The 20,684-nt window shown below is 69.0% G+C and carries 18 protein-coding genes; 7 read left to right on the top strand and 11 right to left on the bottom strand.

What is annotated here, in order from left to right; all coding sequences use genetic code 11:
• Nucleotides 1-112: 112 nt before the first annotated feature.
• On the top strand, nucleotides 113-409 hold the full coding sequence (locus tag GH2_RS04405; protein ID WP_066164268.1) for a GIY-YIG nuclease family protein: 297 nt from the start codon (nucleotides 113-115) through the stop codon (nucleotides 407-409).
• A gap of 261 nt (nucleotides 410-670) precedes the next feature.
• Here the strand turns inward: GH2_RS04405 and GH2_RS04400 are convergent, their stop codons facing one another.
• Both GH2_RS04400 and GH2_RS04395 read right to left on the bottom strand, forming a co-directional pair.
• Nucleotides 671-1,648: an ABC transporter substrate-binding protein gene (locus GH2_RS04400; protein WP_066163604.1), complete on the bottom strand. Its 978-nt coding sequence runs from the start codon at nucleotides 1,646-1,648 to the stop codon at nucleotides 671-673.
• Nucleotides 1,649-1,817: 169 nt separating this feature from the next.
• Nucleotides 1,818-2,738, bottom strand: a complete 921-nt coding sequence (locus tag GH2_RS04395) for a TIGR03564 family F420-dependent LLM class oxidoreductase (RefSeq protein WP_066163602.1) — start codon at nucleotides 2,736-2,738, stop codon at nucleotides 1,818-1,820.
• A gap of 144 nt (nucleotides 2,739-2,882) precedes the next feature.
• Here GH2_RS04395 and GH2_RS04390 point away from each other — a divergent pair, with 144 nt between their 5' ends.
• Complete coding sequence (locus tag GH2_RS04390; RefSeq protein WP_066163600.1) at nucleotides 2,883-4,097, top strand: oxygenase MpaB family protein; 1,215 nt, start codon at nucleotides 2,883-2,885, stop codon at nucleotides 4,095-4,097.
• Nucleotides 4,098-4,099: 2 nt separating this feature from the next.
• On the opposite strand, the gene GH2_RS04385 is transcribed toward GH2_RS04390, so the two are convergent.
• The 4 genes from GH2_RS04385 to GH2_RS04370 form a co-directional block, all read right to left on the bottom strand.
• Complete coding sequence (locus tag GH2_RS04385) at nucleotides 4,100-4,726, bottom strand: TetR/AcrR family transcriptional regulator (protein ID WP_066163599.1); 627 nt, start codon at nucleotides 4,724-4,726, stop codon at nucleotides 4,100-4,102.
• Between the two features lie 101 nt (nucleotides 4,727-4,827).
• On the bottom strand, nucleotides 4,828-5,478 hold the full coding sequence (locus GH2_RS04380) for an NAD(P)H-binding protein (protein ID WP_066163596.1): 651 nt from the start codon (nucleotides 5,476-5,478) through the stop codon (nucleotides 4,828-4,830).
• A 74-nt stretch (nucleotides 5,479-5,552) separates the two neighbouring features.
• Complete coding sequence (locus GH2_RS04375; RefSeq protein WP_066163593.1) at nucleotides 5,553-6,638, bottom strand: ATP-binding protein; 1,086 nt, start codon at nucleotides 6,636-6,638, stop codon at nucleotides 5,553-5,555.
• A 46-nt stretch (nucleotides 6,639-6,684) separates the two neighbouring features.
• Nucleotides 6,685-7,935, bottom strand: a complete 1,251-nt coding sequence (locus tag GH2_RS04370) for a Glu/Leu/Phe/Val dehydrogenase dimerization domain-containing protein (RefSeq protein WP_066163592.1) — start codon at nucleotides 7,933-7,935, stop codon at nucleotides 6,685-6,687.
• Nucleotides 7,936-8,068: 133 nt separating this feature from the next.
• Here GH2_RS04370 and GH2_RS04365 point away from each other — a divergent pair, with 133 nt between their 5' ends.
• Complete coding sequence (locus GH2_RS04365) at nucleotides 8,069-8,983, top strand: LysR substrate-binding domain-containing protein (protein ID WP_066163590.1); 915 nt, start codon at nucleotides 8,069-8,071, stop codon at nucleotides 8,981-8,983.
• A 143-nt stretch (nucleotides 8,984-9,126) separates the two neighbouring features.
• Here GH2_RS04365 and GH2_RS04360 read toward each other — a convergent pair whose 3' ends face one another.
• Nucleotides 9,127-10,098 (bottom strand): D-2-hydroxyacid dehydrogenase, encoded by a 972-nt coding sequence (locus GH2_RS04360; protein WP_066163588.1) that lies wholly within the window; start codon nucleotides 10,096-10,098, stop codon nucleotides 9,127-9,129.
• Between the two features lie 79 nt (nucleotides 10,099-10,177).
• Here GH2_RS04360 and GH2_RS04355 point away from each other — a divergent pair, with 79 nt between their 5' ends.
• The 3 genes from GH2_RS04355 to GH2_RS04345 are packed head-to-tail and all read left to right on the top strand — an operon-like array spanning nucleotide 10,178 to nucleotide 15,862.
• A complete protein-coding gene (locus GH2_RS04355) occupies nucleotides 10,178-11,464 on the top strand; it encodes an aspartate aminotransferase family protein (RefSeq protein ID WP_066164262.1) in 1,287 nt (428 codons plus the stop codon).
• Nucleotides 11,465-11,468: 4 nt separating this feature from the next.
• Nucleotides 11,469-14,402 carry an FAD-binding and (Fe-S)-binding domain-containing protein gene (locus GH2_RS04350; RefSeq protein ID WP_066163587.1) on the top strand — a complete coding sequence of 978 codons (2,934 nt, stop codon included), beginning with the start codon at nucleotides 11,469-11,471 and terminating at the stop codon, nucleotides 14,400-14,402.
• A complete protein-coding gene (locus tag GH2_RS04345) occupies nucleotides 14,399-15,862 on the top strand; it encodes an NAD-dependent succinate-semialdehyde dehydrogenase (RefSeq protein ID WP_066163585.1) in 1,464 nt (487 codons plus the stop codon). The genes GH2_RS04350 and GH2_RS04345 overlap by 4 nt, the downstream gene beginning before the upstream one ends.
• Nucleotides 15,863-15,889: 27 nt before the next feature.
• Here GH2_RS04345 and GH2_RS04340 read toward each other — a convergent pair whose 3' ends face one another.
• Together GH2_RS04340 and GH2_RS04335 are read right to left on the bottom strand one after the other, a co-directional pair.
• Nucleotides 15,890-16,543 (bottom strand): GntR family transcriptional regulator, encoded by a 654-nt coding sequence (locus GH2_RS04340; protein WP_066164259.1) that lies wholly within the window; start codon nucleotides 16,541-16,543, stop codon nucleotides 15,890-15,892.
• 52 nt (nucleotides 16,544-16,595) lie between these two features.
• A complete protein-coding gene (locus tag GH2_RS04335; protein WP_066164256.1) occupies nucleotides 16,596-18,065 on the bottom strand; it encodes an amidase in 1,470 nt (489 codons plus the stop codon).
• Between the two features lie 475 nt (nucleotides 18,066-18,540).
• Here GH2_RS04335 and GH2_RS04330 point away from each other — a divergent pair, with 475 nt between their 5' ends.
• Entirely contained in the window at nucleotides 18,541-19,170 is a 630-nt protein-coding gene (locus tag GH2_RS04330; RefSeq protein ID WP_066163583.1) for a hypothetical protein, read from the top strand.
• Between the two features lie 12 nt (nucleotides 19,171-19,182).
• Here the strand turns inward: GH2_RS04330 and GH2_RS04325 are convergent, their stop codons facing one another.
• Nucleotides 19,183-20,127, bottom strand: a complete 945-nt coding sequence (locus GH2_RS04325) for a hypothetical protein (RefSeq protein ID WP_066163579.1) — start codon at nucleotides 20,125-20,127, stop codon at nucleotides 19,183-19,185.
• Nucleotides 20,124-20,681, bottom strand: coding sequence for an ImmA/IrrE family metallo-endopeptidase (locus GH2_RS04320; protein WP_066163577.1), 558 nt, complete (start codon nucleotides 20,679-20,681; stop codon nucleotides 20,124-20,126). The genes GH2_RS04325 and GH2_RS04320 overlap by 4 nt, the downstream gene beginning before the upstream one ends.
• Nucleotides 20,682-20,684: the final 3 nt, after the last annotated feature.

Genomic DNA, 20,684 nt, shown 5'->3' with positions numbered 1-20,684 from the left:
TCGAGTAAGCGAAGCGCATCGAGACCGCCGCTGGCTGGAACTGTGGATGAAGTGCCGGAACCTGTGGACAACGCTGTTGTCGGCGGGAATCCGGGCGGTCCACAGTTTCTTCATGCGCGGCTACATGTACATCCTCAGATGCAGCGACGGCAGCTATTACGTCGGAAGTACCAAGAACGTCGAGGCTCGCTTCGAGCAGCACCAATCGGGAAAGGGCTGCGGGTACACGAGTTCGCGTCGCCCGGTGGAGCTGGTCTTCTGCGAAGAGTTCGACACGATCGGTGATGCATACGCCATGGAGAAGCGGGTGCAGAACTGGTCGCGAGCGAAGCGTGAAGCATTGATCGCGGGTGACTTCGAGGCGCTCCACCGTGCGTCGAAGAAGGGATTTCGGCCGGGTCAGCGGTGAGGGGTGCGCTGTACGGCGGTCTCGATGCGCTTCGCTTACTCGACCAGCGTGGGAGGACGGCTTACTCGACCAGCGTAGGGGCCGCTTACCTGACCAGCGTGAGACGTGCGGTGAGGGGGTGCGCTGTTGGGCGGTCTCGATGCGCTCCGCTTACTCGACCAACGTAAGGTGCGGCTTACTCGACCAGCGTGAGGGGCGGCTTACTCGACCAACGTGAGGGGGCGGCTTACTCGACCAGCGTGCGGGCTCACGGTCATCGAGTCACTTGGCGGCCTTCTCAAACGCCGGCTTCAGCTTGTCGAGCAGGTAGGGAATCGCCAGCGGCGTTGGCTGATTGATGCCGGTGATGTCGGCGAGCGACATGTCTGCGACTGCGCCATTCTTGACCGACGTCAGGTCCGAGTATCCGGGGAGCTTCGCCAGCGCCTTCTTCAGTGCGGGCGAGTTGGCGGTGATGATCAGGACGTCCGCCTCCAGCATCGGGACGTTCTCGGTCGAGATCGGGAATCGCGGGTTCTTGGTCTTTCGGAACTCAGCCAGCAACTTCGGTGCGACCTTCATACCGAGTTCGTTGAAGAGGTAAGCGGCGCCGTCGTCGGGGTCGGCCAGCACCTGGATCTGGTCGTCGGAGTACATGTACGCCATCGCGTAGGTCTTGCCTTCGATGCCCGGCAGCGACGCCTTGAGCTCCGCGATCTGGCCGTTCACGTCGTCGGTGATCTGCGTGGCCTTCGCGTCATCGCGCAGGAGGGTGCCCATCAGCTTCACCAAGTCCTGCCAGGGATCGACCTGCTTGCCGGTGATACCGGGGATGGTGGGTGCGATCTCCTGGATCTTCTTGAAGTTCTCCGGCTGCGACGTGGGCATGTAACCCTCGGCCAGAATCAGATCGGGATCGGCCTTGGCGATCTCGGCGACCAGGTTCTCCGGGTCGAGTGCGGTGGCGCCGTCGAGCTTGTTCTCGACCCAGGGCGACGGCGAGCCGGTCAGGAGTTTGATGTTGTCGAGGTAGGCGACAGGTGTGACCCCGAAGGCCAGCGCGGTGTCCATCCATTGCGAGCCGAGCGTGACGATCCGTTTGGGGGTGCCGTTGATCGTGACCGACCCGTTCGCGGTGTTCACCTGGATGGGGCCGCCGCTGTCCTCGTCCTCTGCGGGCGGGCTGCACGCAGACACCGTCAGCACCAGGGCCAGAACGCCGGCGAGCACGGTCAGGAGAGTCTTGACTGTCGACTTCATTCCAGAAGCATAACGCAGGCTTGCCTAAGTTAGGTAAGCCGGTACTGGGTAGTACGACGCTGCTCCCGCTGCACCTCGTCGTTCCCGCTTGCGGCGTTGGTTCGCGCTCATTGTCCGACGATGAGCGGGAACCAACGCCTCAGGTGGGAACGGTTACCCGGTGCGAGCGCTACTGATCCAGCGTTCGCAGCAGTGCGCGCGTCCGGGCGCGAACCTCCGGATCCCGGTCGAAGAGGATGCCGACGTACTCGTCGACGCCGAAGCTGCCCAGCTCGCGGATGCGGTCGGCGACGGTCGCCTCGTCACCGACGATCGCGGCGTCGGCAGGGCCGGTGAAACCTTCGCGATCGAGCATCGCCTTGTAGGAGGGCAGCGTGTCGTAGATGGCGAACTGCTCTGCGGCGGCCGCGCGGGCGGCGTCGGCGTCGTCGGTCACCGACACCGGGAGCATCGCGACGGTCCGGACGTCCGACGCGGCACGACCGGCGTCGACGGCCGCGGCGCGCAGGGTGGGGACGATGTGATCGCGGAGAGTCTTGGGGCCGGTCATCCAGGTGACGGTGCCTGCGGTGCGGCTTCCCGCGACACCGAGCATCTTGGGGCCGAGGGCGGCGAAGTAGACCGGCGGCGCAGGGATGTCGGCCATCGTCAGAGTGCCGCGGGTGGTGATGAGTTCGCCTGCGGCGCTGACCTTCTCGCCGTTGAGGAGGGGGAGCAGGCCGTCGAGGTACTCGGTGGTGCGCTGGACGGGACGCTTGTACGAGACGCCCCACATGCCTTCGGTGACCACCTGGTGGCTCAGGCCGAGTCCGAGGTGCAGGCGCGGTCCGATCGCCGCCTGGGTGGTCAGTGCGCGCTGCGCCAACAGCATCGGGTGCTGCACCTGAATCGGCAGGACGCTGGTGCCGAACTCGATGTCGGGGATCTCGCGACCGGCGGCGGTGATCATCGTCAGTGCATCGGGTTCGTTCGGCATCTGCGTGGTCCAGACCCGACGGAAGCCGTCTTCTTTGATCTCTGCGAGGCCGGCAACGGCCTTGTCGATGGAAGCGGTGCGGGCATTGACGGTCCAGACGACACTGGTCTGCATGCGAGGGCTCCTGCGGTCTCGGATGGGGATGACTGTGTGCCGATCATAGCGATCGAGTTCACCACTGCCATGAGATGAATTTCTCAAGTAGTCTCATTGCTGAGGTGGTGGTCGTACGACCGCCACGGAACGACGGGAACGGCGATGGAACTGATGATCTCTCCGGCGCACCAGAGAGTGCGCGATCGCGTCAAACGGGCGACCCGGATCGACCTGTTCCCGACTCCCGCCGTCCAGTCCGCCTTCCTCGCAGGCCAGACCGCAGGCGATCCGACCGCCGAGCGGTTCGTCGCCGAGACCTACCACGGCGCGATGGGCGGCGAGAAGGCCGGCGCACTCCTCGACGAGGCGCTGCGCGTCGGTATCGACAACGTGCCCGATGCGCCGGACTCGATGCGCGCGCTGTTCGCCGAGTTCGAGACGATTCCCGACTGGCTGGATGCCGATCTGATCGAGCAGGGCGCCGCCGTGTGGCGGCGGTGGGGGTACAACCTCGGTGCCGTCGGCAACGCCGGAACCATGGACACCTACACCGAGGGGTCGCTCGCCGTGCCGTTGTCGCTCTCCGGCGGATACGCCGGCGCCAGCGCACTGAACCGCTATCTGGAGACCAGCCGCTGGTGGCTCGAGGTGTGCAAGCCAGGAGCCGTCCTCACTCCCGGCTCCAGAGCGCGCGAGGTCTCCCTGAAGGTCCGGGTGATGCATGTGTCGGTCCGGGCCCGCGTCGCCGCGCACCCCGAGTGGAACGCGCAGGCGCACGGTCTGCCGATCAGTCAGAGCGAGATGCTCCTGACCCTCCTCGGCGGCAGCGTGGGACCGGCGTTCGGGTTGACGGCGCTCGGCTTCCTGACCAGCCCCGCGGAAGTACGCGCCGTCCTGCATTTCAATCGCTACCTCGGCCATCTCGTCGGCTGCAGCGTCGACGACATGTATCCGCAGAGCTACGCCGACGGTCTGCGCCTGCTGTATTACTTCGACGCGACCCGCAAACACGACTCCGGCGACCTCGGTCCCGAACTCGTCGAGTCGTTCGTCCCGTCGTTCCGCCCGCCCGCCGGCGTGCGCGGTCGGGCCCGCCTGCGCGGACTGTTCCACCTGCACCTGCAGGCCGGGTACACCCGGCTGTTCATGCTGCCGTGGAACCGCCGCCGGTACCGACTGCCCAGTGGGATTCCGGGACTGATGATCCTGATCGGCCGCGCGCCGCTCATCGCCGTCGTCGAAGTGCTGCGACGTGCAGTGCCGGGCGTCGACGAACGCTGGCAGGCCGGGCAGATGCGGCGGTGGCGCCGCTGGCACGCGTGGCACCTGGGACAGCGGGAAGAGAAGTTCGACGCCACCAAGGCGCTGCGTCGCTGACCTCAGACCGTGGTGCGCAACGCCCGATAGACGCTGGTGCCCATGAACTCGGCGAGTTCGTCCGGATCCCAACTGCTGTCGGCGAGATACGTGCGCACCATGCCTTCGCTGGACGACACCCACAGTTCCACCAGCGCGCCGAGCTTGTGGGCCACCTCGTCGGCGGGCATCCCCCACTTCAGCAGCGTCGGTCGCAGCAGTTCGGTGCAGCGCTTCACCGATGCGGCACGACCGCGCCCGAAGTACTCGGCGACCGCGGAGTCCGGGGCGCCGTACACCAGCCGCCACGTGTTCGGATGGTCGACGACGGTGCTCAGCAGGGCGCGGAAGCCCTCGACGAACACCTCGGCGTCGGCGTTCACGGCCCGCCGTCGCAGGACCGCTCCGACCGTCTGGTTCAGCCGTTCCTCCTCGCGGCGAACCAGTTCGGCGATGAGGTCGACGCGATTCGCGAAGCACGTGTAGATGACCGGCCGGGTCACGTCGAGCTTCTCCGCGACCGACGCGATCGTCACCGAGGAGATCCCCTCGTTGACGGCGATCTCGAGCGCCGCGTCCAGAATCTGTGGTCGACGACGTTCCGGGCCGAGATGTTCGGCCCGTCTGCGGCGGGTGGTACTGGGAGGCATCAGGATAGGAGTTTAAGTTCTCGGTGCCGCGTGGACCAGCGAAAGCCGGTAATGGCCCGAGCCTGATGTGCCCTGAGATTCGATGTCCCGAGCGCGGCGACTCAGCGCACGGCGTCGGCGATCGGCACGTCTCCGTCGGTGAAGGGGATGTCCTTGCCGATGGTCGACGGCGTCGCCAGGGCGGCCGCGGCGACCAGGGCGACGTTCGCGCGAGCGGTCCCGGGGTTGTCGGAGGCCCGCTGGGCGGTCGGGTCGATGGCGCCGGACGGCGGATCCAGGGTGAGCGCGCCGGGCATCAGGATGGTCCAGTCGAGGTCGGTCGCGCGCAGCGCGGTGTCGGCGGCGGCCTTCGCCTCGGCGTAGGGGAAGAACGAGTTGTCCGAAGGCACTCCGTGATCGGGTCCGGCGCCCAGGTACGACACCATCACGTATCGGCGCACGCCCGCAGCGGTCGCGGCACGCATCGAGGTGATCGCGGCGTCGCGGTCGACGGCATAGGTTCGCGGTGGGTTGCCGCCGCCGGCGCCCGCGCTGAAGACGACGGCGTCCGCGCCCTGCAGCGCGTCGGTGAGTTGGGGCTCGGTGGCCGTCTCCACGTCGAGGACCAGCGCGGTGGCGCCGGTCGCCTCGACCTCGGCGGCGTGATCGGCGTTGCGAATGATCGAGGTGACGGTGTCGCCGCGTCCGACGAGGAGGGGTGCCAGCAGCAGGGCGATCTTTCCGTGACCGCCGATGATCGTGATGTTAGCCATGCCGTCGACCGTACCCGCGTCGCGACCGACGGGGCGGCGTCCGCGTCGGTCTGCGGGGTTCCGCCCCGGACGGGTCAGCGCAGCGGCACCGCGACGTCGGATCCGCCTTCTTCGGTGAGGCGACTGCCGACCTGAATCAGCTGCGGCTCCGGAGCGAAACCGCCCGCGAACAGCGCCTGGCCCTGGGTGAAGTGCATGGCCCGCTCGAGCAGATCGGCGGGGGCGTACCCGAAGACCAGCCCCAGTTCGGCGAGGTCGTGCGCCGAACTCATGCGCATCAGCGCCAGGTTGTCGCACTGCGACAGCGCGTTCGGATGCACCTTCGACGGCCGCTGCGTCGACAACAGGAGCCAGATCCCGTACTTGCGCCCCTCGGCGGCGATCTGCACGATCCGCTCGGTCAGCAGCTTCTCCAGCGGAGTGCTGGGATTCGGCGAGCACAGATTGTGCGCCTCGTCGATCACGATGAGGCGTCCGGTCCGCTCGTGCCGGTGGTTCCACAGGTGTTCCAGCACGGCGAGCGCTGCGGTCTGCATCTGTTCCTTGGCGTCGAACGAACCGAGGTCGATGACCGTGGCGTCGGCCTTCTCGTCGACCACCTCGGTGACATCCTCGTTCTCGTACGCCCACAGATCCCAGTCGGTGACGCCGAGATTCTCCAGCCGCAGGGCGATGGCGTGCAGGTCGGGGTCGTCCCCGCTGCGGAGCCACTGAATCAGCGGTTCGCCGTCGAGGATCTCCACGCCCCGCCCCTCGGCGCGCAGCAGCGTGTTGTACTCGGCCGCGTCGTGGATCGGATGCAGTTTGAGAATGGCGGCGCGGGAGCGCACATCCATCCCGAAGAACCGGATGCGGAGTTGCTCTCCCACACCCGGTTTCGAGTGGAGCACCCGAATGGTGCGGTCGGCGAGCGTCGCGGCGTCGGTCGCCGGGGCGTCGTCGCGGATCTCGCCGAGCCGGACGAAGTCGGAGTTCGGATCCAGCACGACGATCGGCAGTCGGGTGTGCAGCAGCACCTGTTCCAGGAGGACCCCCAGCGCATACGTCTTACCGGATCCGCTCTGGCCGCACCAGAAGGTGTGGCGGTTGAGCTTTCGCGGGTCGAGGAGGGCGGGGTTCGCTGAGTTCAGGAGAGCGCCGATCGGCAGGGTGGGGGCCATAGTGAAGAATCTTAAGCGGCGTGCGCGCTCGGTGACCCTTCTGCGCTCAGGGCACCACGAGCGGTTCGGGCGATCGGACGGTCTGGGAGACGTCGGCCGCCCAGCGGATGGGCCCGGCGGCGCAGGTCCAGCCGTGCAGCAGCGACGACACCTTCGCGTCCATCTCGGTGCGCAGCCGGGTGAACGAGTCGCGGTAGTCGTCGCCGACGTGACCGAGCAACAGCCACCACGCCCAGGCGACGGCGCCCGCGTTGGCGATGAAGTCCGGGATCACCGCGATGCCACGCGCCGTGAGATCCAGCTCGGCGTCCGCGGTCGTCGGTGCGTTCGCCGCCTCCACGATCACCGCGGCGGCCACGTCGGAGGCGTTCTCGGCAGTGATCGCGTACGAGACCGCGGCAGGCACCAGGATGTCGCAGTGCGTCGCGAGGACCGCTTCGCGGGGGAAGCGGGCAACCCGCTCCGGCACCACGGCGCGGTCGATCTCGCCGTAGCGGTTCCGCGACGCCAACAGCAGCGGCACGTCCAGGCCGTCGGCGTCGTAGAGGGTGCCGACGGCGTCGGCCAGCGCGACCACGCGCATGCCCGCCTCGTGCAGGTAGAACGCGGCGCCGCCGCCCATCGTGCCGACGCCCTGCACGGCGACGCTGGTCTCGGCGGGTGCGGTACCGCGGACTCGTGTCACCGCGAGACACGCCTGCGCGACACCGTATCCGCCGATCACATCGCCCAGCAGCCCGCCCGGGGCGTGCGCGTGCAGGCCGTGCAGCACCCGGTCCGCAGTCGCTGCCGGATCAGCGGACCGCTCGATCGCCGCGTGGTACGACTGCCGCATCCCGAGGCGGTCGAAGACGACGTCGATGGTCTCCTGCGAGACGCCGAGGTCCTCGGCCGTGACCCAGTGCCGGTCCAGGAACGGGCGCATCGCCTCGCAGTAGCGGGTGAGGACGTCGACGGCGCGCGGATCCTTGGGATCGAAGTCGATGCCGCCCTTGGCGCCGCCGACCGGGAGGTTGAAGGCGGCGGTCTTGTTCGACATGCCGCGGGCGAGGTCGGCCACCTCGTCGATGGTGCATCCGGCGCGCATCCGCGTGCCGCCGGTCGCCATGCCGTGCACCAGCGAGTCGACCACCAGATAGCCGACGGCGCCGGTCACCTCGTCGACCCATTCGATCCGCAGGTACGGCGGCCGCCGATCCGACGCGGGGAGGACCGACGGTGTCGTCGTCGGGTCCGGGGTCGTGGTCTTCGGGGTCCCGGTTCCGAGGGCTGTCGGGTCCATCGGGGTGAGCGTCATGTCCGCCTCCTCACGAGTCGCGTGCGGCAATTCGAGGAGTCCGGTCGGAACCTCCTCCCCTTCATGGTCGTGGTGGACCGACCGCCGCGTCCATGTCGACTTTGTGGAGTGAATCGTTCAGTAACCTCGATGTATGGAGGTCTCGCTGCATCGACTCAAACTGCTTCGGGAGCTTCGGTATCGCGGCACGGTGACTGCGGTAGCCGACGCGCTCCACTATTCGGCGTCCGCGGTGTCCCAGCAACTGTCGCAGCTGGAGCGGGAAGCGCAGACCCCGCTGTTCCAGAAGCACGGTCGACGCATCATGTTGACCGAGGCCGGCCGCGTCCTCGCCGACCACTCCGAACAGATCCTCGACGCCGTCGAGAGCGCGGGCAATGCCATCGAATCGCTGCGGGACGGCTCGGCCGCGTCGCTGACCGCGGGGGTCTGGGCGTCGGTCGCGTCGGGACTGCTGCCGACGGGACTCGCGCTGCTGGCGGAGCGGTCGCCGGGAATCGCCGTGCAGACCACGGAACTGGAGCCGGAGGCCGGGTCCGACGCGGTGCGCGACGGCTCGCTCGACCTCTCGTTCGTCATCGACTACTCCAACTATGCGATGCCGCAGATCCGCACGCTGCAGTGGCGGCCGATCGCCGTCGAACAGATGTCGGTGGCCGCGCGCGCCGGCACCTTCGGGACCGAGCCGATCGAGCTCGCCGAACTCGCGGGGCTGCCGTGGATCTTGGCGGACGCGCGGTCGCACTTCGGCCGCGCCGTCCGACTGGCGTGCCGCGAAGCCGGTTTCGACCCCGACGTCCACCACACGGCCGGGGAGCAGTCGACGGCCCTGGCTCTCGCCGCAGCCGGTCTCGGCGTGACCCTGGTGTCGGATCTGGGCGCCATGACGCTGCCCGACGGCATCGAGGTGACCCCGCTCGCCGGGCACTTCCACCGCAATCTCTCGATCGCCTACCGCGCCCGCGACGCGGACCGCGCGTCGGTGCACGCCTTCATCGAGGCGATGATCGACGGCGCAGCGGCGGTGGGGTTGACGGTGCCGGGCTGACGCGGCTGGTCGTGGTCGGCGATCTCGATGCGCAGGCTCGCTGCGCTCGCGTGCTTACTCGATCAGCGTGGGGGTGGCGCTGGGCTTCTCACGTTGGTCGAGTGAGCGACGGAGGAGCGCATCGAGACCGCCGCGGGCTGGGATCAGTGCGGGACGTAGCCGCGATGCTTGTCGACTGCGGGGCCGGGCGTACGGCCGGCTCGGTAATCGTGGAGCTTTGCCACGAACTGGGCGGACAGGGTGTCGCGCCAGCCGACCACGTCGCCCGACATGTGCGGGCTGATGTGGGCGCCCGGCAGGGTCCACAGGGGATCGTCGGCGTGCAGCGGCTCGTCGACCAGCACATCGAGGTGCGCGGTCAGACGACCGGCAGCGATCTCGGCCGTCAGGGCCCGCTGATCGATCAGCGGCCCGCGGCCCACATTGACGACGTGGGCGCCGTCGGGGAGTGCCGCGAGTTCGCGTGCGCCGAGCATGCCGTGCGTCGCGTCGGTCAACGGTGCGACCATCACCACATGGTCGACCGCTCCGAGGTGATCGGCGAGGTGAGCGGCGTCGAGCACGACGCCGAAGTCCGGGTCCTGCGCCCGCGGAGTGCGGCCCGCGCCCCGGACGTCGAGGCCGACGGCGGTCAGCATCCGCGCGATCGCCCGACCGATGCCGCCGGTGCCGACCACCAGTGCGCGTCGACCCGCCACGCGCAGCGTTTCGCGGTGCACCCATTCGCCGCGCCGCCGGAACTCTTCGGTCCGATGCAACTGCTTGTCGTTCGCGAGCACGCAGGCCAGGACGTACTCGGCGATCGGTTGGTCGAAGACGCCGCGCGCGTTGGTGACGACGACGTCCGAGTCGCGGAGGCCGTCGAAGAGCAGTGTGTCGACCCCGGCCGCGGCGACGTGCACCCATCGCAGCGAGTCCGCGGCGTGCCAGGCGTCGGCGAGAGCGCCCGAGAAGATGTCCCACACCAGCAGCACGTCGGCGCCGGGCAGTGCGTCGGCGAGGGAGTCGGCGGTCGCATCCCGCACGTCGGCGAGCTGCCGGATCTGCTCGAGGTCGGCGGGAGGAGGAACATCGTCGGCGGTCAGAAGCACGACGACCGGAGAATCAGCGCTCATGCACACCACCGTAACGTCAGCAATGATTGTCGACAATCCGACCGTTGACAACCTGTCGGTACGGGCACACACTGGCCTCATGACGAAGGCATCCCTCTCCCCGGTTCTCAAGCAGGCGACGCCTGTCGTCGTCGACCACGCGCTCGGCTCGTGGATCCACGGCACGGACGGCCGCCGCTACCTCGACTTCACGACGGGCATCGGCGTCACCAGCACGGGCCACTGTCATCCCGACGTGGTGGCCGCAGCGCAGGAGCAATGCGCCAAGATCATTCACGCCCAGTACACGACCGTGATGCACCAGCCGCTGCTGCAACTGACCGAGAAGCTGGGCGAGCATCTGCCCGACGGCATCGACTCGGTCTTCTACGCCAACTCCGGATCCGAGGCGGTGGAGGCCGCCGTCCGGCTGGCGCGGATGGCCACCGGGAGGCAGTACATCGTCACCGTGCAGCGCGGCTTCCACGGACGAACCGTCGCCGCGGCGTCGCTGACCACCGCGGGCACCAAGTTCTCGGCGGGCTTCGGACCCATGATGGCGGGCGTCGCGTCCACACCGTTCCCCGACGCACGGCGCCTGCAGCTCTCGGAGGCCGACGCCGTCGCCTATGCGCTCGGCGAGTTCGACTACATGATGTCCACCCGCATCCATCCGAAGGAGCTGGCTGCGGTCCTCATCGAGCCGGTCCTCGGCGACGGCGGCTACCTGCAGGTGCCGCCCGCGTACCTCGCAGGCCTGCGCGAACGCACCGAGAAGTACGGGGCGCTCCTGGTGCTCGACGAGGTGCAGGCGGGCGTCGGCCGCACCGGCGAGTTCTGGGGACACCAGCACACCGAAGGCCTGGTCCCCGACGTCATCATCACCGCGAAGGGGATCGCGTCGGGCTTCCCGATCTCAGCGATCGCCGCGCCCGAGGAGATCATGGCAAAGGCCTGGCCGGGTTCCCAGGGCGGCACTTACGGCGGCAACGCGGTGTCGGCCGCCGCGGGCGTTGCGACGCTGGATGTGGTGGAACGGGAGGGGCTCGTCGAGAACTCCCGGGTGCGTGGCCGGCAGCTCCTGGCCGGGCTGCGCGAGGGACTCGCGGGCATCGACGCCATCAGCGACGTCCGCGGCATCGGCCTGATGCTGGCCGTCGAGTTCGGGGATCCGACCGCCAACGCGGGTGGCCCGGAGTCCCTCGAAGCGGTCCGACTGGCGGGTGCCGTGCAACAGGCCTGCATCGACGAGGACCTGTTGACGCTGACCTGCGGCCCGCTGGGATCCATCGTCCGGATCATCCCGGCGCTCACCGTCACCGAGGAGGAGATCGTCACCGGCACCGAGCGGTTTGTTCGCGCCGTGCGCCGCACGGTGGAAAGCTGAGACCATGGCTCCTCCGAACGCATTGATCACGGCACTGCGCGCGGAAGGCCTGAATCCCGACCATGATCGGCGACGACTCGCCGAGTACTCGTACGACGCGTCCAATTACCGCGTGACGCCCGCGGCGGTGCTGTTCCCGCAGACCGAGCACGACGTCGCTGTCGCACTACGGGTCTGCCATCGGTTGGGTGTCCCGGTGACGGCGCGCGGCGGAGGCACGTCCATGTCCGGCAACTCGATCGGCAGTGGACTCGTCGTCGATCTCTCCCGCCACCTCAACCGCGTCCTCGCCGTCGACGAGCAGGCGCGGACCGCGACCGCCGAAGCCGGCGTGGTGTTGACGCGCCTGCGTGCCGCGGTCTTCGACGCCACCGACCGTCGCCTCACTTTCGCCCCCGATCCGTCCAGCCAGACGCGCGCCTGCCTGGGCGGTGCGATCGGCAACGACGCCTGCGGGAACCATTCGGTCCGCTACGGCCGTACCGCCGACCACGTGGTGGAGTTGCGCGCCGTCACGGCGGACGGCCTGCGAATCACCGCGACGCGCACGGGGATTCGGGCGACGATCCCCGGCGACGCGGCCGCAGCCGCCCGCGCCGAGCACCTCGAGGCCGAACTGCGATCGCTCGCCGCGGACCATCTCGCCGCCATCCGCACCGAACTCGGCCGCATCCCGCGGCAGGTGTCCGGCTACCACCTCCGACACCTGCTCCCGGAAGAGGGCTTCGACGTCGCCCGAGCACTCGTCGGCAGCGAAGGCACCTGCGTGGTCGTGACGGCTGCGACCGTCGCACTCGCCGATCGACCGGCCCGCACGTCGCTGATCGTCGCCGGATACGCCGACATCGTCGACGCCGCCCGCGACGTCCCGCTCCTGCTGAAGAACCGACCGACGGCCGTCGAAGGGGTCGACGAGGTGATCGTTGCGACTATGCGGGAGCGGCGCGGCGACGACGCGGTCGCCGACCTCCCCGACGGCAGCGCCTGGTTGTTCATCGAAATCGACGAGACGGGTGAGAGCGACGGTCGGGCCGTGGCGTTGGAGGCGGACCTGCGCGCCGACGGCCGGGCCGTGGACCTGCGGCAGGTGGCGGATCCGACCGAACGCGCCGACCTGTGGCGCGTTCGGGAGGACGGCGCCGGACTGAGCTCCCGGCTCACCGACCCCGACACCGGCGAGACCATCCTTTCCTGGCCCGGATGGGAGGACGCCGCGGTCCGCCCCGATCTGCTTGGCGACTACCTCGCCGAGTTCCGCGAGTTGCTGAATCGTCATCGACTCACCGGTGTCATGTACGGCCACTTCGGTGCGGGGTGCATGCACATCCGCATCGACTTCGATCTCCGCACGGCGCAGGGCCGCAGCGTCTTCCGGGCGTTCTGCACCGACGCCGCGCACCTGGTCGTGCGGTATGAGGGATCACTGTCCGGCGAGCACGGCGACGGCCGCGCCCGGTCGGAGCTGCTGCCGATCATGTACTCGCCCGAGATGCTGCAGGCCTTCGACCGCTTCGGCGACATCTGGGATCCCGCAGGGATTCTGGCACCGGGCGGGCTGCGGCAGACCCGGCCGATCGACGTCGACCTCGCCCTCGCCGACGTGACCGCGGAGCATGGTTCGCAGGCGTGCATCGGCGTCGGCCGCTGCCGTACGCACACGGGCGGAGTGATGTGTCCGTCGTACCGCGCGACCGGCGACGAGAAGGACTCCACCCGCGGTCGTGCCCGGGTGCTGCAGGAGGCCACGCGCGACGGCGTCGACACCGTCGACTGGCGCGCGCCCGCGCTCGCCGAGTCGATGGATCTGTGCCTCGCGTGCAAGGCGTGCTCGTCCGACTGCCCGACCGGGGTCGACATGGCCGCTATGAAGTCCGAGGTCCTGTACCACCGCTATCGGGGGCGCATCCGCCCGCGTGAGCACTACACCCTCGGCATGCTGCCGACTTGGCTGCGGGTGACGCCGTACCTGGCTCGGCCGCTCAACGCCCTGACCCGCACTCGCGTCGGCCGTGCCGGGGCGCGGCTCGGCGGTCTCGGCGCCGACCGCGTGCTCCCGGAGTTCGCGTCCGCGGCGTCGCTCCGCGACCAGCTCCGGCACGCGCCGCGTTCGATCAACGCGCCCGCGCCGCCGGAGGTGGTGCTGTTCCTCGACTCCTTCACCCGCGGGCTGCGCCCGGAGGTCGCGGGCGCCGCCGTCCGCGTCCTGGGCGGCGTTCACGGCTCGGTCGCCTGCACCGCGGACCACTGCTGCGGCCTCACTCAGATCACCACCGGACGGCTCGACGCCGCACGAAAGACGCTGCGGCGCACCGCCCGGCATCTCGACGAGCTCGGCGGCGACGCCCCGATCGTCGTCGTGGAACCGAGTTGCGCGGCCACCCTGCACGACGACCTGCCGCGGCTGCTGACTGTCGATGCCGTGGGCGTCGACGAAGCCGCACGGGCTCGTCGGGTGGGCGGACGCGTCCGTTCCGCCGCCGCGTATCTCGGTGAACTGGCGGCGCAGGGATGTGCTCCGCAGTGGCCGGGTGAGCCGCCCGAGTACGTGGTGGTGCAGACCCACTGCCACGAGTACGCGACCTTCGGGAACCGCGTGCAGCGCGCCGCGCTGACCGCGCTCGGTGTCGGCAGCGTCGTCGAGGCGACCGGCTGCTGCGGTGTCGCAGGCGACTTCGGCTTCACCGCCGGACACGAAGCCGTCTCGGACGCCGTCGCCGAGCAGGCGCTCGCACCCGCGCTGCGCCGACACCCGGACGCCCCGGTCCTCACCGACGGCTTCTCGTGCGCCACCCAGATCATGCGCCTGGCCACCGTCGACCCCACCGTGCGCGGGAACGACGGCGACCGTCGCCGCGGCAGACACCTGCTGGAACTGCTCGACCCCGACCCCCTCACGCCCATCCGAAACCCAGTCACCCAACCAGGAGGTGCGTCATGACCCGTGAGGTCGCTGACATCATCGCCGGGCTCGGCACCGGCATCCACATCGACGGCCGCTGGCGGACCGCGACGTCCGGAGCCACGTTCTCCGTGGAGAACCCGGCCACCGGAGAAACGATCGCGACCCTCGCCGACGGCGGTCACGACGATGCCGTCGCCGCCATCGATACGGCCGCGGCACATCAGCGGGACTGGGCCGCCGTGCCCGCCCGCGAGCGGTCGGAGATCCTGCGACGCGCCTACGAGCTGCTCATCGAACGCACCGACGAGGTGGCGTTGCTGATGACGACCGAGATGGGCAAGCCGCTCGAACAGGCGCGGGGCGAGGTGGCGTACGGCGCCGAGTTCTTCCGATGGTTCGGCGAGGAGGCCGTGCGGATTCGCGGCGACGCGCGGCGCAGCCCCGACGGCAAGACACGCTTCGTGGTGACCCAGGAGCCGGTGGGACCGTGCATCCTGATCACCCCGTGGAACTTCCCGCTGGCGATGATCACCCGCAAGATCGGCCCGGCGATCGCCGCGGGCTGCACGATGGTCTACAAGCCGGCCGCACTGACCCCGTTGACCTCGCTGTATGTGACGGACCTGCTGGTGGAGGCGGGGTTGCCCGCCGGCGTGCTGTCGGTGGTGTCCACGTCGTCGGCGGGCAGCGTGGTGGAGCCCTGGATCGATTCGGGGAAGGCGCGCAAGCTCTCCTTCACCGGATCCACGGCGGTGGGCAAGCTGCTGCTGGAGCAGTGTGCGCGCGGTGTCCTGCGCACGTCGATGGAGCTTGGGGGCAATGCGCCGTTCATCGTCTGCGAGGACGCCGATCTCGACGTCGCGCTCGACGCCGTCATGGCGGCCAAGATGCGCAACATGGGCGAGGCGTGCACCGCTGCCAACCGGATTCTGGTGCACCGCAGTGTGATCGACGATTTCGCGCAACGACTCGCAGACCGGATGCAGTCGTTGACGGTCGGCGACGGCGCCGTCGCGGGCACCGACGTCGGGCCGCTGGTCGAGGCCAAGGCGGTCGACAAGGTCCAGGCCCTCGTCGGGGATGCGGTGGAACGCGGAGCGCAGGTGGTCTGCGGTGGTCAGCGGTCCGACGGTCCCGGACACTTCTATCCGCCGACCGTCCTGACCTCGGTCTCGGCCGACGCCGATCTGATGCGCACCGAGATCTTCGGGCCCGTCGCCGCGCTGGTGCCGTTCGATTCCGACGACGACGCGGTCGCCCTCGCCAACGACACCGAGTTCGGCCTGGTCTCGTACGTGATGACCGAATCGGTGAATCGGGGATTCCGCATCGCCGAACAGCTGGAGGCGGGCATGGTCGGGTTCAACACCGGCCTGGTCTCCAACCCCGCCGCACCGTTCGGCGGGGTGAAGCAGTCGGGCCTCGGCCGCGAAGGGGGACTCACCGGGATCGACGAGTTCTTGGAGACGAAGTACGTGGCCATTCCGGTGCGGTGACGAAAAAGTCTCGCCCCGCGCAAACGTTCACGAGCGGGGAGTCCCGACGAGCCGCCCCAGACCGTCACGCATGTGATCGGTGAGGGCCGACGTCGCCCGCGCCACGTCGCCTGCTCTCATCGCGTCGGCGAGGGCGCGATGCTCGGACACGCGATCCTCGTCCGGCCCGTAGGTCGACGACATGGCACGCAGACACATGCTGGTCTCGACCAGCACCGTCTGATGCACCCGCGACAGGCGTTCGCTGTCGGCGGCCTCCACCAACTCGCGATGGAAGTCCAGGTCGGCGACCAGCATCTCCGAGGAGTCCGGACTGAGCCCGGTCATCCGTGCGACGACCGCGTCGAGCCGGGCCGCGCACACCGCGCCGTCGCCCGCGCGCAAGATCTGCTCGATCGCCGCACGTTCGACGGTGGTCCGCAGCAGATACATGTCAGAGACCGCGGCGGGGGAGAGTTCCGGGACGAACAACCCGCGGTTGCGGTGTGAGACCAGCAGACCCTCCTGCGTCAGGCGCTGCATCGCCTCGCGCAACGGCCCTCGGCTCACGCCGAGATGCTTCGCGAGGGCGGCTTCCCCGACCTGCGAGCCGGGCGGGAAGTCGCCGACGGAGATCGCCTGGCGAAGGGCTCGCGCGATGATCGCCGGCGTGGACTCCTGCACCACGGGCTCCAACGACATCGTCGAATAGTCCGTCACGTCGGCACGACGCGCTGCCTGCTCCGGCACGGCGTCAGGCTCCCTGGCAGGCATGGACTCGCGGGCGCGGCGTGCGGTCGGCGATCCGCTCGTGGAGCGCGGCACCGGTGCGCATCACCAGGCGGTCGGCGAAGCGGGCGCCGACGATCTGCAGGCCCACCGGGAGACCGTTGTCGGCGACGCCGCACGGGATCGACAGCGCAGGTTGCTGAGTCATGTTGAAAACGTAGGTGTACGGCGTCCACGAGGTCCAATCGGGGCTGTGCCACCCGGGCGGCACGTCGGCGCCGGCGGCAAACGCCGTGATCGGCATGGTGGGCGTGACCAGGACGTCGTAGTCGTCGTGCAGTGCGCCGAGCCGTCGTCCCAACGCCATCCGTTCGGCGACGGCGTCGAGGTAATCCTGCGCGGTGTAGTCGTGGTAGCGGGCGAGTGCCTCACGCAAGCGGGGATCCACGTGGTCGACGGCGTCGTCGCCGAAGGGTTTCAGGACGGCGGCGGCGCCGGCGAACCAGAGGATGTGGAAGGCGTCGACTGGATCGGACAGTCCCGGATCCACCGACTCGACGGTGGCCCCCAGCTCCGCCATGGTCGCGACCGCGGCGTCCACCGTGCGCTCCACATCCGGCTGGTTGGTCGCGAAACCCAGGGTGGGACTGTAGGCGACGCGCAGCCCCTCCAGCGGCCGGGCTCCCAGCGTCCCGTCGAGGGCAGCGACCAGATAGCCGTCGACGTCGGGCGACGTCGCGGACGGCGGCATGGCCGACCAGTCGCGGGCGTCCGGGCGGATGAGGACGTCCATGAACGCGGCGGCGTCGGTCACCGATCGGGTCATCGGACCCGCGTGCGCGAGGGTGCCGAACGGACTCGACGGATACATCGGGACCACGCCGTAGGTCGGCTTCAACGCGACGGTTCCGGTGAACGACGCCGGGATCCGGACCGATCCGCCGCCGTCCGTGCCGATCGAGAGCGGTCCGAGACCGGCGGCGACGGCGGCGGCCGACCCGCCGCTGGATCCGCCGGGCGTGGTGGCCGGATCATGCGGATTGCGTGTAATCCCGGTGAGCAGTGAATCGGTGACGCCCTTCCATGCCAGCTCGGGCGTGGTGGTCTTGCCGAACGGGACGCATCCGGCGGCGAGTGCTGCGGCGACGACCGGTGCGTCGACCGTCGGCACGGTGCCGTCGTCACGGTCGGCGACGAGCCGTGAGCCGCGGCGGGTGGGATGTCCGGCGGTGAGAAAGATGTCTTTGATCGACACTGGCACGCCGTCGAGCGGGCCGCGGGGCGAGCCTGCCCGATAGCGCTCTTCGGCGGCGCGAGCCGATGCGAGGGCGCCCTCCCGGTCGACCAGACAGAAGGCGTTCAGCTCGCCGTCGACGCGGCCGACGGCGTCGAGCACCTCGGTGGCCACCTCGACCGGAGACAGCGACCCGTCGAGATAGGCCTTGGACAGTTCCAGAGCACTGAATGCGCAGACGTCGGTCCGTGTTGGCGCCATGATGATCCCTCCCACCGAACGTGTCGATTGTCGACAATCGTACGCCGAGTGTGAGGGGAGTCAACGGTGTCGACAAGGGGGCGTGATCTGGTCCCCGGTGGATGGCCGACTCAGATTTAGCGCCGAATCAAGTGTGTCTGCTTGTTATCTGTCTGGATTAGTGTAAACGGGTGACATTCACCGCAGAACTGTGATCTGGGTTACGTCGCTACGAGCAGTCTGTTCTGTACGTCCTATGGACGTAAAACGTCCCTGCTGTCCGAAAGAGAGAAGTGAAGACATGGCTGATGGTGGACCTGCTCGTATTGAAATCGATTTCCTTACCCCGATCATCGAGGCTCTGACCACCGGCTCCGCCGGCGGAAGCAGCGATTCTGCATCGTGAGCACGAACGTCTGAGTTCGAGCTTCGCGGAAGCAGCGGACCGTCTCGCGACTGCGCGGGGCGGTCCGTTTGCGATGGAAGGAGTCTGTTGATGGTCGACGTGGTGACACTCGACGAAACGCGCTTGCCGGAAGCGATCGCGGTCATGGAACAAGGCATTGCCGACATCCCACTGTACCGCTGGTTGCTCGGCGAGTACGTCGAGGAGAAGGATAAGCGTGAGTGGCTCGCCGAACTCTTCCTGAAGCCGCTGCTGCGGGTCGGGTACGCCTTGGGCGGTGAGCGGGACGGCCGCCTGGTGTGTGTGCTGACCTGGCAACCCCACGACGTCAGCGTCTCGCCCGATGGTCGACCGCCGTTGACGCCCGAGGACGTCGAACTCGCAGTGCGCAGCCCCGGCCTGCGAGAACGACTGCTGGAACTGTGGACCGCGCCCCCGTTGCCGACGCCGATTGACGATGCGGTGAACTGCCTGTTCATCACCGCGACGCCCGAAGCCCGGGGCGTGCGCACGATGATCGAGATGATGCGGACGGTGGAGGACTTCTGCCGCGAACACCATCGCCCGGTCTACCTCTGGACCGGGTCGCCGCGGCTGCGCGACTGGTTCCTCACCGGCTGGCACGGATCGCAGTTCGCGACACGAGAGTGGAACGGCATGACGATGTACGGGCTGGTCTCTGAACGGCCGCTGACTGCGCGGGCGGGCCAGCGGGTCTGAACAGAGAGCCGGTCAGCCGACTCGGTCGTACTCGCGGGCGATCAACCGGACCCAGCGACGGTCCGACAGCGGTGCGGGAGTGCTCAGCAGATCGGGGTCGATCAGGTCTGGATCGGTGGCGTGCAGCCAGGCGGCGATCGCTCGGGCGCGGGTCCGCGGGCTGTCGTCGACGTCGGAGCCCTCCGCAGGCACCAGGCCCGCACCGGCATGGAGGTAGAGGCCGTCGAGGATCTCGGATACGCGATCGTTGGCCTGCAGGACCGGCGTCGCCGAGCGGTAGTCAGGATCGGCCAGCTCGGGATGTGCGGCGATCAACGCCCGGTGCAGTGTCAGCGTGCGACGCAGATCTAGACGAGCGACCGCCCAACTCTCGACCATCACCGAGCAGCAGGCGGCGCTGAGGATGATGATCGTGGCCGCCCACCAGACACCGTCGGGCTGAACGTGGTCGGGTGACACCACCAGGGTGACCACCATGATGGCGACGCCGACCAGGTAGAGGGCGATGGCGCGACCGAGTGGATTCCACGCCGCATACCGCAGGCCGACGCCGAGCGCGAACAGGCCGGTCAGGACGATCAAGGTGGCGCCGACCATTGTTTCGCCGAGCAGTGCGAGGGCGACGAGGTCGGCCACCGCAACGGCCGAGAGCGCGACGGTGGCGACGGACAGTGCACGTCGTCCCAGTTGTGACAGCGCGGAGAACGCGATGAGCGCGGTCGCTGTGGAGGCCACCACCCAGCAGCCGACGAAGACGAGAGTGGGTGCGTTGCTGCCCGGCGGGCCGATGACGGTGGCGACCGTGGGGGTGCGCACGGCGGCTGCGGCAGCGACGGCGATGGCCGCGATCGCCACGGAGGTCCGGGCGAGGGACGGCGGACGGACGGTCAGGCGACCCAGCCGGGCGCCGACGGCGGCAGCGCACAGGACGGCGATCACCCAGGTGAGCCAGGTCATCCGAGAGCCTCGTCGTAGCGGAGCATGGGTCGCCAGGAGTGCCGACGATACAGTTGCGCGATTCGCTGCAGCAGTCGGGACGCGAAGGCTTCGGCCTCCCATTCCTGGAGGTCGTGGTCGGCGGCGGATTCCGCGGATTCGGATTCAGGCTCTGCGGATTCGGACTCGTCGTCGCTGCCGACTTCCAAACCGAGCATGTAGGCGATCAGGTCGTCGTCGGCCGCGACGGTCGACGCGTCGGCGGCAGCGCCCGGATGGCGGAAGACGACGTGTCCCAACTCGTGCGCGAGCGTCCGGGCCTCGCTGGGCAGCGACCTCGCCAGCACGATCTCGTCGTGGTCGTCGAACTCGCGGCGCTGCCCCCAGACACCGGGCGCGAGATCTTCGACGACGACGGCGATCGGTCGACGACGGCTCTCACCGACCGCGGTGACGATGTCTTCGAGCGAGTTGGCGTGCTTCTGTGCGGCGACGTCGAGGACGGCTTCGACCGCCGCGTGTATCCGGCGGTGGGAGCGGCGTGCTCTCGGCGCGTCGTCGACGGGACCGCTCATCGA

The sequence above is a fragment of the Gordonia hydrophobica NBRC 16057 genome, assembly GCF_001592365.1.
In the GTDB taxonomy this organism is placed as follows: domain Bacteria; phylum Actinomycetota; class Actinomycetes; order Mycobacteriales; family Mycobacteriaceae; genus Gordonia; species Gordonia hydrophobica.
This window is presented reverse-complemented; position numbering and strand designations above follow the sequence as displayed.